This window comes from Prochlorococcus marinus str. MIT 9211 (genome assembly GCF_000018585.1).
Classification (GTDB): Bacteria; Cyanobacteriota; Cyanobacteriia; order PCC-6307; family Cyanobiaceae; genus Prochlorococcus_D; species Prochlorococcus_D marinus_B.
Window position 1 is genome coordinate 671,487 of record NC_009976.1, and the last position, 14,247, is coordinate 685,733.

The window sequence follows — 14,247 nt, forward strand, 5'->3', positions numbered from 1 at the left end:
GTGAATTGATATGAAAGTAAAGTATCTGAGCAGTAAGAATATCCTGGCAAAATATAGCCTTTACCTTAAGAGTAAATTGAACAGGAATAGAAAGCTTTTATATTTTTTAAGTATCCCATTACTTTCTCCTATCTTTATATTTGGAACTACAAATATTTCTACGTCTTGTAAGGAGTTGGAATTTAGCCCGTTGGCCTGTTTAAAATCTATATATACTTATAGGAAAGCAGAAGTACTTGAACTTGACATTAAGTTTCTAGATTATAAGAAATTAGAGTTCAAACGCAATAATGCATTAGAAAAGGGAGTACTTCAAACAGAAGAAGGGGACTACGTAGATGCAATAATTAAATATGATGATAAAGACTATAATGTTAGGATCAGACTAAAAGGTGATAGGGTAGACCATTTTGATGGAAAGAAATGGTCATTTAGAGTGAAAGTAAGAGATGGTAAAAGATTATTTGGAATGAAGAAATTTTCACTGCAAACACCTAATACTAGAAGGTATATCAATGAATGGACTTATCATAAATTGCTTAAAGATGAAGGTGTTCCATCGCTTAGATATAAATTTGTCTCATTAAGGTTAAATGGAGAGGACTATGGAGTTTATTCAATTGAAGAACACTTTGACAAAATATTAATTGAAAACAACAGATTTAAGGAGGGACCTATCATAAGTATGTCAGAAGCAATTTTTTGGGAGAATAAACTAAGATATAAAGATCTAGAATCGAAATACCCACTTTATAAAGGAGAAGGTGCTTCAGCGTATTCAGCCTACGATGATAGCCAGTATAGAAGTGAGCCAATAGCGTTTCAAGAGAACTATATCTTAAAAGACCAGCTCTTAAGCAATCAATTTAAAAAGGGATCTCAATTGTTAGAAGGATTTCTCAAGGGCTATTTAACGACATCAGAAGCTTTTGATATCGAAACCTTGGCTGCATATTTAGCCTTAAGTGATCTTGCGAATGGACATCATGGAGACCATTGGATTAATTTAAGATTCTATTACAACCCTATTTCAAGCAAACTATTACCTGTAGGTTTTGACTCTATACCAGATAATAAATCAATTTCCAAACTATTAATAGAAAGAAATCAGACTTTAGATTTCTTTATGGATCCAGAACTAGTAAAAAAATATATATATTATTTAGATAAAGTATCAAGCCCTGATTATTTATATGATTTCCTTCTTAAAAATAATAATGAATATCAATTTAACCTTAAGCTTTTACGCTATTCATTCCCCTTTGATAGAAGAGTTAAAGACTTCACTGAATTATTAAAACTAAATAGTGAGATTATTCGTAAGAAGCTTAACCCTACTACTCCATTAAATTCTTATTTACAAAGAATAGATGAAAAAGAAGTTGTTATTTCAATTGGTAATAAACAAAGACTTCCATTAGAGATTTTGGGGATTGATTACTTAGGTTCCAATCCTTATGTCTTAAGCAATCCATATTTAATAGCAGGAAAAGAGTATGAATCCTATGTAAAATATAACCAACTTACTATTCCTTCAATAGAGAAAATACCTGATTTTAAGAATTTGGATTATAACAAACTAAGAGTTAAGTATAGACTTTTAGGAGCTAATCAATCTAATTTCATTAAATTAAAACCATATAATAGGTTTGAGGATGACAAGTCCCTAACAGATATTATGCGTCGGTCAAGTAATATAGAAGACTTCAATTTCCTAAGTATAGATAACTCAGCTAAAAGGATTACTATCAAGCCAGGAAGTTGGGTTTTATCAAAACCAATGATAATACCAAAAGGTTTTACCTTTGCAGCAAAACCTGGAGTAAACCTCATATTAAAAGATAAAGCTACTATTATTTCGCGAAGCCCAATACTTTTTCTTGGCAATTCAACTAATCCTATAAATATAAGCGCAGAGTCAGAGGGACAAGGTATTTTTATTTTAGAAGCTAATCAAATGTCGAAGGTTCAATTCGTCAACTTCACTCGACTCTCAAGTCCCCAAGACGAACATTGGGGATTAACAGGCGCAATAACATTCTATAAATCTCCTGTTAGCATTAAATCTTGTCTTTTATCTGACTTTCAAGCAGAGGATGCTTTGAATATAGTTAAGTCGCAATTTACTATTGAAGATACACAGTTTATCAACTCAAAATCAGATTCGCTAGATGTTGATTTTTCAAATGGCATCATAGAAAATACATATGTTCTTACCTCTGGCAATGACGGACTGGATTTTTCTGGAAGTACCGTAACTTTAAAATCTATCTTCATTGATAGAGCAGGAGACAAAGCAATCAGTATTGGAGAGGAGAGTAATATTACTGGTAATAATGTATTGATTAAAAATTCCGCAATAGGCTTTGCAAGTAAAGATAAATCTATTGCTAAACTAGAGTCAGTAGATATTAGTAATAGTGATCTTGGGTTCGCTGTTTTTCAGAAAAAACCGGAGTATGGTCCTGGCTCTATATCTATCTCTAAAGCATCCTTTATTGATGTAGATAAGCTTTTCTTGTTAGAGCCTAAATCTATTCTAGTGATTAATGGGACTAATTATGAATATAATGCTAACAATGTAGAGTCACTTTTATATGGAGAGCAATATGGAAAGAAAAGTCAATAAGGAAACTGTTTGGAGATATGAGAGAAAGTTTATAGTACCGAATATCATTTCATATAATATATCCAATTTAATTAAGTCAACTCCACTATGCTTTTCTGAGATATATGCAAAGAGAGTTGTAAATAATATTTATTTAGACACACCGAATTACCAATTTTTTAAAGAGAATATTAATGGATTGTCCGAACGTAAGAAAGTTAGAATTAGATGGTACGGAGAAACCTTTGGTGATATCAACCCTAAATTAGAGATTAAATACAAATCAGGTAATGTAGGGACTAAGAAGACACTTCAAATATCTCCCTTTAATTTTCCAGATAGATCTTTGTCAGTTAATCCCTTTAGTCTTTCTGATAGTATCAGAAATCTACCTTTAAATTACCATTGGATTAAGAGCTTAAGGGTATCCTTGTTGAATTCTTATGAAAGAAGCTATTATCTATCTTTCGATAAGATGTTTAGGATAACAGTTGATAAGAACTTACTCTATTTCCCAACTTCTAATTCTATAAAGAATGATTTTAATTACTATCTTAAAGAAGATTCTACTATACTAGAGTTAAAATATTTGAAACAATCAGATCTAGACGCTGATTTGATTACAAACTATTTTCCATTTCGTATGACTAGGAATTCTAAATATGTCAACGGCATAAGACTGATACACTCTCTCCACTCAAGAAAACAACGCTATTAATTTATATATAGGGAAATGGGCTATTTTCGATTCTCTTTTCTTAGTCTTGTTCCCTTTGCCTGGGGGGTGGGTAAGTAGGTCATATCTTCCTTAGAAGGAACAATTAATGATCCTCCACAAATTTAATATGCATTTCTTTATCTAGTTATAGGGTTTTTTAATAAAAAGATTTCAGCGAACCCGGAAAATGGGTAGAACCGTTTGTTTTGTGCCATAATCCGCTTCAACGACTCGTGTTTTTTTCATGGCAAGTTCCAAGAGTGATCAGTCTCGTTTCTTAGGCGATTTACCAATGGGAGGTGAAATATCTGAGAAGGAGAAAATTCGTTATATCTCTCACCTCATGTTCTTTATAGGCTGTGCTCTATTTTCCTTCGGGATATGGGCCTTAACAGGCTTTACTTCCTCTACTGGAGCCTCTGGACCTTTCCCTTTCTAAATTAGGAATAGCTCTTTATAGAAGCTGATATTGCTTATCCAATACTTAAGTGTTCTATCTTATCGTCTCGGTGTTTAATTAGTGCTTCGAACCATTTAGAAGCAGTAGCTCTTGATATAGATCTATTCCTAAGGAGTTCTGCAATAACCGAATAAAGTCGAAATTCTTTTACAGTTGAATTGAACCAACGTTCAAATTCAACGATCTCTTCGGTTGTATGGCAAGCTCTTAATTGATCAATGATGGCGTCGTGGGTACCTTTATCCATAATCTCAAATGTCTTTTGAGCAGTTGTAGTCATTGTTTTAGCTTAAAAAAAAAACCTCCTAACTAAGCTTTAGCTCTTTAAAACAGTTCTGCCAAGAATTTTTTTAATTTAAAGACTAAATCTTGTTATGCCCCCCCCCCCTCTAGAAGGCATAAAATAGTTTCTACTTCTTGCTTAAAAGGGCTTTTAAGAATCTCAAACCACAAAATTTATTTTTTAGGACTTGTTAGTGGCAACAGGCATTTATCTGAATCGCATCCTGCTGGCCCTGCTTCAGTTAATTCGCCAAGATCATATCGGCCTAGAGCTTCGAAGAAGTTAGTACTTACTCGTCTTTCAAGAACATCCTTGAGAAGTTGATCATAAGTTTTGGAATCTATTGGCTCAAAAGGTAGTCTTGGGAAGGTGGCATTGGCATCAAATCTTGCAAGTAAAGCTGCTGATATATACCCTTTGTTTTGATCGATTGAATCATATATAGCTTTTGACAATGGTTTAATTTCTTCTTCACGGAATTCGATCGTGGCAGAGGTGTTGTGATCTGTGTAATTACTTTGGACTTGCATATAAAAATCAAACTGTGCCAATGCTGAGAAATTATTGATTTCAATTTCATCTGCTCCAGGGATATTTGCCCAACTAACTTCTGTTGGTATTTCAACTAACCACTCTGTGCATCTTGGATCAAATGGATCATTTAATAGAAGCCCGTTTTCATCTTTATCCGACTGTGAGGGCACAATTGTATAGCCATAGTCCATGCATGCCATCGCAACTGGATCGCTTTTCCTAAAAGTGATTCTTCTAATAAATCTTTGAGCTTTTGGCGGATGCCATCCAGGAGCAGCTCCAGTTAAAAGACTCTTAGTACCTGCAGGTTGAACAGTTGTACATCTATTTGGTCTACGTAAACTATGTTTGTCGCAGTAATCCCATACTGTTTGGTTGACAATATTTTTCCAACGAGATAGGTACTCCGATTCTTTGCGTTTGAATTCTTTGCCTTCGTCTGTATCTGGCCTACCTTCTTCCCACCATTTAAGCCATGGAGTACCAAAGGCATGAACAAAGAAGTCAAAAAGGCCTGTAAAACTTACTCCAACAATAGGATCTAAGGCACGACTCTTGCGATAACGTTCAACCTCAAATTTATGGTTAAGTAAGCACGCTACAGAGAGTCCTGCTGCTTTGAATGCATCTTCTTGTCCTAATTCATCTAAAGGGTTGATTTGATTAAGGTGAACTTCTGCCAGATTGCAGTGAAAATCTGCCCCGAGGATTTCTCCGCAAGGGTTAAGTCCGTATCTACCAAGGCGATGTTCTAATTCCTCAGGATCGATTGGGCCATAGTTTAGTTGAAGCCATCTCCCAGCTTCTTCTTTACCTTGAGAACAATAGATTTCAATAAATTCTTCTTTTAATTCAGAAGTTGAAAGTAGATCTGCGTTGGAACGTGCTATGGCCTCAGGTGCAAATTGGATGGCACCTTCGCCAGAATGAAATTGTTTAGTTACTGCTTCTGTTATTACATCTAATGTTGGCTTTGAATGATAGACACGAGTATGGTTAGCCATCCTCAAAGCATCTCTTTCAGGGTCAATACGCCAGTTCCCCTCCTGATCTTGTTGCCAGAGATTTTCTTTTGCGCTTGCTGCTTCTATATCATTCTCTAGGAATTGTCTCATCCCTGCACTGCGACGAATATTTCCTGCAACTATTGTCACAGCAGCTTCATCAATCAGTAGACAGCATTCGACGGAGGTAAGTTGTCTACCTAGACTTTTGGTAAGGATTCCTGCAACACGTTGGTATAAGTCTTTTAATTTAACTGGATTAGCCATTCCACCAAAGCCTTTCAGAGGCTCGCCTGCTGACCTAATATCTGTCAAATCAATAGTAACTAGAACGGATTGGCGATTGAACCTCTTATCACTACTTAACTCAAGTAGCATTTGGTAACTATCTACCCAACCTCGCCTACTGTCTCCAACTTTTATTAATACTTCGTTCCCATCAATTTTTAAAGAGGTATTTTCTTGACGTTTTGAAGGATCTGTAATTCCGATTTCTGAGACACTTTTTATTTCTATAGGATTCTCAATTACTGGAAGCTGGCTTATTAAGTGAGGTTCAATTATTGCTCCTGTGCCACAGCCCATCATTGCAAGATCCATCATTAATCCAAAAGCTTCCCAGTCAATCAGGTTGGTAGAAGTGCAGTTATAAGCGCCTGAAAAGTTTTTTTCTTTTTGAATCCATTCCGTACCACCAATCCATAGCCATCTCCCAGATGGCAATGCTTTTTTCTCTGCTTGCATCCTGGCCATTAATTCAAGCTCAGAGTCATTTAGAGCTCCTAATTGATTTAAGCCTTCTAGATTTCTTTGACTTACTTCGGTCCAACTTTCTCTTCCGATAGGTGTCTTGCGACTATATGTTCTATAAAAAACAGGGTTTGCTGCGGGAGCAGTTGATGGGAAATCGTGTTGATTGTTGCCTGGATTAATAGAACAATCGTTGGTCTCGGGGCGGTTAGTAGCAAGAGTCAAGATCTTTTGATTCAGTTAGTAAGAGCACGCTAACGCCACAAGTAGCGTCGGCAAGTTTTTTTAACACCATTAACAGTGTATAAATGAGAACCCATACAGTGCGGCTTTTTATTAGTGCAACGTGTTACAGAACCAGAGCTTATGCTTAAAGCTTCTCAAGTTAATGCATATTCAGAGGCTGACTTTTCATCGAGTGATAACCAGCTTTTAGAAGACTTCGAAAAATTTTTAATGGATTCAGGTAGGGAATTAGGACTAAAAAATTTAATTATTGATCTTGGATGTGGTCCAGGAAATATTACAGAGTTGCTAGCCATGAAATGGCCACTAGCAAAAGTGGTTGGGATTGATGGCTCAGAGGAAATGTTGTCTGTGGCTAGAAGGAGGAGAAAGGACTTAATTCAAAAATACAATCTAAAAGGGCTTGTGTATTTTCAAAAAAATATCTCGTCAATTTACAGAGATCAAACAACCTTGGATGAATCTGCTCATGCAGTCGTTAGTAATAGCCTTCTTCACCATATTCATAACCCATCAATTTTTTGGGAGGCTGTTAAGAAAATTTCTTTACCTAACTCTTGCCAATTTCATAGAGATTTACGTCGCCCCTATTCAACTAAAGAAGCTTTAGTCTTACAGGAAAAATATCTTCCAGATGCCCCTAAAGTTTTAAAAGATGATTATCTAGCTTCTTTACATGCTTCGTTTACTGTTATAGAAGTAAGAGATCAACTTCTCATGGCAGGGTTGGACAGCTTAAAAGTTTACGAAGTAGATGATCGCTATCTTGAAATTAAAGGATTCTTCTAATTCCTTACTGGATTAATAAGTAATACTCTAAACCTATTGATGAACTCCTTTTCCTCTACCAACGATCCCTCGAAATCAAATTCAGAAGACATATCTGGGATAGACCTGCTTAATGCAGTTGATAAAAGGAGAAACTTTGCAATTATTTCTCATCCAGATGCCGGCAAGACAACTCTTACTGAAAAATTACTGCTATATGGTGGGGCTATTCAGCAAGCTGGTGCAGTAAAAGCTAGAGGCGAACAAAGAAAAGTTACTTCGGATTGGATGGAACTTGAAAAGCAAAGAGGGATATCTATTACTTCAACAGTTTTGCAATTTGCGTACAAGGGGATAACTATTAATTTATTAGATACTCCTGGCCACCAAGACTTCTCTGAAGACACTTATCGAACTCTGGCTGCTGCAGACAATGCAGTAATGCTTGAAGATGCTGCGAAAGGTCTGGAGCCGCAAACAAGGAAGTTGTTTGAAGTGTGCAGGCTTAGGAAAATACCTATTTTTACTTTTATAAATAAAATGGATAGGCCCGGACAAGAGCCTCTTTCATTATTGGATGAGATTGAGGCTGAATTAGGGCTTTCAACCTGGGCAGTTAATTGGCCTATTGGCAGTGGGGATCTTTTTCGAGGTCTTATTGATCGAAGCACTAGAGATGTCTTGATCTATACAAAAACAGAACGAGGCAAGCAGTCTATTGAGCAGCGTTATAAATTTGATGCTCCTGAGGTTAAAGAGTTAGTTGAAGATGATCTTTTACAAAAGGCTTTAGAAGAGATCAATTTATTAGATGAGGTTTCTGCACAAAGGGATATAGGGCTAATTCATGCAGGCGAATTAACACCTGTTTTTTTTGGCTCTGCAATGACAAATTTTGGTGTAAAGCCATTCCTTGATACTTTCTTAGAACTTGCACAAGGACCAGTTGCAAGAAATAGTGCTAGTGGTCCTATTGATCCCACAACAGATTCTTTTAGTGGATTTGTTTTTAAACTTCAGGCAAATATGGACCCTCGTCATAGAGATAGGATTGCTTTTGTTCGAGTTTGTAGTGGCCGTTTTAAAAAAGATATGACTGTTCGTCATGCTAGAACTGGAAAAAATATTCGATTATCTAGACCACAAAAAATCTTTGCGAAAGATCGTGCAGTAGTAGAGGATGCTTATCCAGGGGATGTTATTGGATTGAACAATCCAGGGATGTTCTCAATTGGAGATACTCTTTATACAGGCCAACATATTGAATATGAAGGGATCCCATGCTTTAGTCCTGAAATATTCAGTTGGTTACGTAATCCCAATCCCTCCTCATTTAAAAATTTTAGGAAAGGAGTAAATGAGCTAAGAGAGGAGGGTGCTGTACAAATACTTTATGACAATGATCAAAGTAAAAGAGACCCTATCCTGGCAGCGGTAGGACAACTTCAATTAGAAGTTGTTCAACATAGGCTGGAAAATGAATATGGCGTAGAGACAATATTAGAGCCACTGGGTTATCAAGTCGCAAGGTGGGTAGATGGAGGTTGGCCTGTACTTGAGGAGATAGGAAGAATTTTTAATTGCAAAACGGTACAGGACTCATGGCATAGACCAGTTCTGCTTTTTAAAAATGAATGGAATTTAAACCAACTAACCGAGGATCATCCAAATTTAATTTTGAGTACTGTCGCACCCGTTGTAAGTGGAGTAGATCCTATAAGTCTTTAGGTATAACTTTATGTTTTTCTTATATAGTGTTTTTTCAGAGTAAATTTAGTTATTTAGAGTTTTGGCTGAAAAAGACTCAAGTCCTAATAGCTCTTCTGAAGATGCCTATTTAATGTTGGGCCTAGAGCCTGGTGCAAGTTTTGAGGAGGTTCAGCAAGCGAGGACTAATAAACTTTCTGAAATAGGCGATGATCCAATTCTTAAAGCAAAGATCGAGTCCTCTTACGATGCTTTATTGATGAACAGCCTGAAGGCAAGGCAGCTTGGGAAAGTTAGTACTGCAGCAGTTAGTGCTTCTAATAAAGAAAAATTAAACAATGAAATAGCAGGTAATGTTGGAAGTTCTTTGTTGACACGAATAACTAACTTTAACTTTTCTGGGAAGAAAGGTGATTCCAAAGGATTTATCCCAAACTTAACTTTTCCAGAAGGACAGGGGCTGACGATTCGTTTAGCATTGGGATTGCTGGCTCTAGTAATTATATTAATTTCACCTAACGAAAGTATCGAGATAATTCTTTCGCTTTCAACTATTAGTTTGTTTATTAGTCAAGTAAGACGAGGGCGTGGAATTTTCCAGTCTTTAGGATGGAGTGTAGTCTTCCTTTCAGTTGGCTTGATATTTGGTGGACTTGTAGCCGGCGGTATTGTTACTAATATGTCTGACCACTCAAACTCTCTATCTACCGACAAAGTCGAAGGAGTAACTGCTGTAATTGCTTTATGGGTAGGATCCTTAGTACTATGATAGATCAAATTATAAAATAAAAATATTTTATATATCAACTAAAGATCTTAATTCTTCTTCTTCAATTTGATAAACATTCTTGCAGAATTCACAAGTAATTTCTGCTTTCTTGTCCTCATTAAGAATACTCTTGATTTCGCTATTACCTAGAAGTTTAAGAGCTGAAATACTTCTATCTCTAGAGCATTTACAGCGATACTTTATTTCTTGCCTTGCGCTTGGACCTTTAACTATTTCTGGATTTAAGTTATAGAAGAGATCTTTTAAAAGCCCACTGAGGTTATCTTTATATTCAAAAAGTCTTTCACTAAAAGAAGTTATTGTATTGCAATTCTCTTCTAATAGTTCTGCTAATGAACGGTCTTGAGATGCTTTTGGAAGGATCTGTGCAATTAATCCACCTGAACAAACTAATTCCTTGTGCTTTATTTTCTCACCTACAAATACAGCAGATGGGGTTTGTTCAGAATGTAAAAGATAAGATGCAATATCTTCTCCAATTCCCCCTCCAACTAGTTCTACAGTGCTGCTATAGGGGTCGCCTTCCCCAATATCCCTAATTACATGTAGATACCCTTTTCCTGTTGCATTTGCAAAGTCAAAACAGTGATGTCCTTCTTTTGATTTAACAAGGTCTAGTTCAAGTGATGGGTTGCCCAAAAAACCCCTGACAGAGCCGTCTCTGCAAGCATCTACTGTTAAACCTTTTATAGGACCATCTGATTGAATCTTAAGAGTAACTCTTCCATGCAATACTTTCATAGAGCTTGCTAATAATAGACTTGCTGACATCGCCCTGCCCATTAGTGCAGATGTTAGGTAGGAAAGCTTGTGCCTGCTTTTGGCCTCTTTTAGAGCATTTGTTGTAATAGCTGCGACTAGCCTAATCCCTCCATTTGCGGCTGTTGCTCTTACTAAGGTATCGTTCATTTACTTAAATTCATTTAAAGCTACTTTTTAATGCTATCTACTTTCCTATATATTTTATGAACTTTGGCCAAATTATCTATTATGAAATATTTAATATCATTTTATGGTATATGCCTACTTTTTAAAAACTCTTTAGTGCTTCTCTTGAAGCGTATAATCTTTAGATTAAAATGACTACTAAATCAAAATCATTTTATTTTAACCAAGCAAGGTTTGGCCTTATATGGTCTCTTGCTTATGCAAATTCACCGTCAAAATCCACTGTAATTCTTCTGCCAGAGCTAATATGCAATTCCTTAACAGATGTTTTATTTAGAGCAGGATATCAAATTACTTACTATAAAATAGATTCTACATTGAATCCGTGTGTAGAATCTATAGAAAAACATTTTTCTAAGACATCTGACATAAAGGCTTTGATTTATGTAAATTACTTTGGTATACCCGCAAAAGTGGAATTGATTAGAAAGTTATGTACAGAAAAAGATGTTTTATTAATTGAAGATAATAGTCATGGATTTGGAGGTCAATTTGAAGGAAGCTACTTAGGAGAGAAAGGTGATATAAGTATTAGTTCACCTAGAAAATCTTATTCTTCTGCTATTGGAGGTGTCATTTCAATAAATTCAAAAAATCTTTTGCTAAATGATTTCAAAAACCAACCATATAATCAATTAAATTACAGTAAAATACCAATCACTCATATGCATAAGATTGATAATATTTTTTTGCAGAGCATTAGGAATAATTTTAGAATAAAAAAGCTAAGTTTTATAGAACAAAATGACCCATATGCTTTTAGAGAAAAGCCTCCTAGAGATATTTACTTAGGACCAATTGCTGAAAAATATCGTTACTTTGTAGATTGGAAAATGATCAGGAAAACTAGGATTAACGGATGGAATTTGACAAGATCTATGTGTAAAAAATTAGGTATTAAACCTATATTTGAAAATAGTATAGATCAATTATGTCCTTGGGCCTACCCTGCTTTCTGTAAAAATATTAATGAAAGGAATGATTGGATCAAGTTTTTCTATAGTAGATCATTAGCAGCTTTTAGCTGGCCATGTTTGCCGAATGAACAGATCATTAGTAAAAAAGACGCCCTTGAATATTGGAAAAATATAATTTGTATCCCTTTAAATAATATTAGTATTAGATCAGTCAAAAGAATATACAATAAGCTCTCCTGAAGGTTAATTTATTTATCATATTTAGTTTAATTATATTTAGATACTCCTCTACTTAATTATATATTGACTTTAGAAACCATTTTATTTTTAAATATGATAGTGCTAGATCTTTCGTGTAACTATCTATAGCTAGTATTTCTCTGTTTGGAGAGTAGTTTAATGTATGAGGCCCAATCCGTCTGCTCTCAGAGGAAAAATTAACTAGTTCATTTGTTTCTGAAATTTTGGAATTATTATATGATTTATCTAGTAGCCAAATACCATCCCCGTAGGACTTTGAACGCATTTGCATAGGAAAGTATTCACATCCTCTGTATGTAAAGAGACCGCCAGCACTTCTCATTGTTTTACCTATTCCATTCACATTTGGAACTATATAAATATTTTTTTCTAATGTAAAGTTAAATTGATTTAACCCTTTTGTAGACCTAAATATATGTCGTACATGATCTTTACCTTCAATTGAAGTGCATAAAAGCCTTACACTCTCTTTATCTATTAAAATCACAGGGTCAATTATTGTATAGTCTCTTTCGGCTGAGTATTTATTAGTATAAATACGCTTTATTGAAAGTGTATTCATATCCTCTATCAGATAAATAGAAAGGCCCTTTTGAGTATGAGATTCTAAGGTGAGGTAAGTACGGCTATCTATTATAAATGTTCTAGGAAATGAATAATGATGTAAAGGGTCTAGGTCTAAGGAATTGTATTCGCCGCTAATTAAATCATAAGAAAAGATACAACCACGCCCTGTAGTGGTTGATATACTTTCAAACAAAAGCATATTGTTAGTCAGAAAATAAGGATCTGCTGCTATAATATGTTTTTTATCAGGTCTAGAGATTTTTAAAAATGAAAGATTTTTTGCAGACTCCATGTTGAATTTCCCGTTGTCTATTGAACTTATAAAATTATTGCTACTAAGTAAGTAAATAGACCAATTCTCAAAATGCAGGTTGAGTAGTTTGCTATATAACTGTCTCAATTTATTAGTATAATTCATTTTTTAGATATGGTTTTGAAAAGGTTAAGAACTGATTCCAACCTTCTAATAGCGAATCTTGCTATAGTTAAAATATATAAATTGGTCTTTATAGAATTTACTAGTCTTCGATAAAAATAGTATATTAATCCTATAAATGTAGTTGGTTTTACGTAATCAACTAATAAATTATCTTTCCCAGCCCAATTATATTTATATGGCTCTTTACCAAGTGTAAAATCTATCGCCTTTACGTCATTTTCAAATGCTATATTAATTAGATGTTCTAATAATAGTCTCCCTGGAGAATATTTTATATAAGGCGTATCCATATATCCTGGATAGAGATAATATAATACTTCTTTATATTTGAGAGCCCAGCAAGCAGCAAGAACTTGTTTGTCTAATGTTATAGCTATGAGGTATGAACTTGAATTAGAAGCATCAGAATAGTCGTTAAAGGATGTATAGAAATTTATTAATGAGTAGATTTTTTCTGTAAATGATATCCCTAGAGACCTTGCTTTTCTTTCCAATGAATTTGAAATCTTAGTAAAAATTTCAGTGTACTCTTCTTCTGTATATAGAAACTTATACTCTAGTTTTCCATATTCTTTAAGTCTTCTTGTGTATCGCTTATTATCTTTAACCATGCGTTTAGAAATATTGTTAAAGAATAAGTCTATATTTTCATGTTTACAGCTAGATACGCTTTCGACTTCTCCAGCTTTCAATGCATTTATTTTTTCAAGACTCATTTGTTTGGGAATATTTTGATGCTTTAAAGGATACCTTTCTATCAGAAATGCATCATGTGGTGGCATTTCACTAATAACGATTTTCCATAAATTAACTTTTTCTTCTGAAGTTAGCTTGTTCTCTATGATTAAAGGTAATTTATACTCTGCTAAATCTCTTCCTGCAAACCTCATTAAATTAGCTGGACCATGACTTGTTAATTCAAGGGGAAATAGAGCTAAAGGATCATCTTGTTTTCTATAGACTATGTAGATGAAGATTTTAAGCTTTTTTTGTCTTTTTAATTCAAACTTATACCATCTTTGAAACCATTCATAGCTTTGAAATACTGTACATTCGCATTCTGATTCTATTCTTTTCCAAACAAATTCTAATCTAGGATCTGTGGCACTAAATGACTTTATTGATAAGAGTTTCATTTTCTGATTACGTCGGTTCTTAAATATCTTTTGTTTTTTTTATTTTAATTATACTCCAGACTTATTCTAGATAACTTAATACTAACCTGACTAGGGCATTTCATAGTTCTT

The 14,247-nt window shown here is 34.6% G+C and carries 12 protein-coding genes; 7 read left to right on the top strand and 5 right to left on the bottom strand.

What is annotated here, in order from left to right:
- The first annotated feature begins 10 nt into the window (after window positions 1–10).
- The 3 genes from P9211_RS03725 to P9211_RS03735 all read left to right on the top strand — a co-directional run bounded on the left by P9211_RS03725 (window position 11) and on the right by P9211_RS03735 (window position 3,765).
- A complete protein-coding gene (locus P9211_RS03725; protein WP_012195320.1) occupies window positions 11–2,629 on the top strand; it encodes a CotH kinase family protein in 2,619 nt (872 codons plus the stop codon).
- Window positions 2,610–3,326 (top strand): polyphosphate polymerase domain-containing protein, encoded by a 717-nt coding sequence (locus tag P9211_RS03730; protein ID WP_012195321.1) that lies wholly within the window; start codon window positions 2,610–2,612, stop codon window positions 3,324–3,326. The genes P9211_RS03725 and P9211_RS03730 overlap by 20 nt, the downstream gene beginning before the upstream one ends.
- Before the next feature lie 244 nt (window positions 3,327–3,570).
- Window positions 3,571–3,765 carry a hypothetical protein gene (locus P9211_RS03735; RefSeq protein ID WP_012195322.1) on the top strand — a complete coding sequence of 65 codons (195 nt, stop codon included), beginning with the start codon at window positions 3,571–3,573 and terminating at the stop codon, window positions 3,763–3,765.
- A gap of 34 nt (window positions 3,766–3,799) precedes the next feature.
- On the opposite strand, the gene P9211_RS03740 is transcribed toward P9211_RS03735, so the two are convergent.
- Both P9211_RS03740 and nrdJ read right to left on the bottom strand, forming a co-directional pair.
- A complete protein-coding gene (locus tag P9211_RS03740; protein WP_012195323.1) occupies window positions 3,800–4,066 on the bottom strand; it encodes an RNA recognition motif-containing protein in 267 nt (88 codons plus the stop codon).
- 176 nt (window positions 4,067–4,242) lie between these two features.
- Window positions 4,243–6,582: a ribonucleoside-triphosphate reductase, adenosylcobalamin-dependent gene (gene nrdJ / locus P9211_RS03745; RefSeq protein WP_012195324.1), complete on the bottom strand. Its 2,340-nt coding sequence runs from the start codon at window positions 6,580–6,582 to the stop codon at window positions 4,243–4,245.
- A 114-nt stretch (window positions 6,583–6,696) separates the two neighbouring features.
- Here nrdJ and P9211_RS03750 point away from each other — a divergent pair, with 114 nt between their 5' ends.
- The 3 genes from P9211_RS03750 to P9211_RS03760 all read left to right on the top strand — a co-directional run bounded on the left by P9211_RS03750 (window position 6,697) and on the right by P9211_RS03760 (window position 9,847).
- A complete protein-coding gene (locus tag P9211_RS03750) occupies window positions 6,697–7,392 on the top strand; it encodes a class I SAM-dependent methyltransferase (RefSeq protein WP_012195325.1) in 696 nt (231 codons plus the stop codon).
- Window positions 7,393–7,431: 39 nt separating this feature from the next.
- Complete coding sequence (locus P9211_RS03755; protein ID WP_012195326.1) at window positions 7,432–9,099, top strand: peptide chain release factor 3; 1,668 nt, start codon at window positions 7,432–7,434, stop codon at window positions 9,097–9,099.
- A 61-nt stretch (window positions 9,100–9,160) separates the two neighbouring features.
- Window positions 9,161–9,847, top strand: a complete 687-nt coding sequence (locus tag P9211_RS03760) for a CPP1-like family protein (RefSeq protein WP_012195327.1) — start codon at window positions 9,161–9,163, stop codon at window positions 9,845–9,847.
- 27 nt (window positions 9,848–9,874) lie between these two features.
- Here the strand turns inward: P9211_RS03760 and hslO are convergent, their stop codons facing one another.
- A complete protein-coding gene (hslO, locus tag P9211_RS03765) occupies window positions 9,875–10,777 on the bottom strand; it encodes an Hsp33 family molecular chaperone HslO (RefSeq protein ID WP_012195328.1) in 903 nt (300 codons plus the stop codon).
- 170 nt (window positions 10,778–10,947) lie between these two features.
- Between hslO and P9211_RS03770 the strand changes: the two genes are divergently transcribed.
- The gene (locus tag P9211_RS03770; protein ID WP_012195329.1) at window positions 10,948–11,973 is read left to right on the top strand and encodes a DegT/DnrJ/EryC1/StrS family aminotransferase; all 1,026 of its coding nucleotides are present in this window, start codon (window positions 10,948–10,950) and stop codon (window positions 11,971–11,973) included.
- A 52-nt stretch (window positions 11,974–12,025) separates the two neighbouring features.
- On the opposite strand, the gene P9211_RS03775 is transcribed toward P9211_RS03770, so the two are convergent.
- Window positions 12,026–12,853, bottom strand: coding sequence for a hypothetical protein (locus P9211_RS03775; protein WP_012195330.1), 828 nt, complete (start codon window positions 12,851–12,853; stop codon window positions 12,026–12,028).
- 122 nt (window positions 12,854–12,975) lie between these two features.
- Complete coding sequence (locus tag P9211_RS03780; RefSeq protein WP_012195331.1) at window positions 12,976–14,136, bottom strand: GNAT family N-acetyltransferase; 1,161 nt, start codon at window positions 14,134–14,136, stop codon at window positions 12,976–12,978.
- Between the last annotated feature and the right edge of the window lie 111 nt (window positions 14,137–14,247).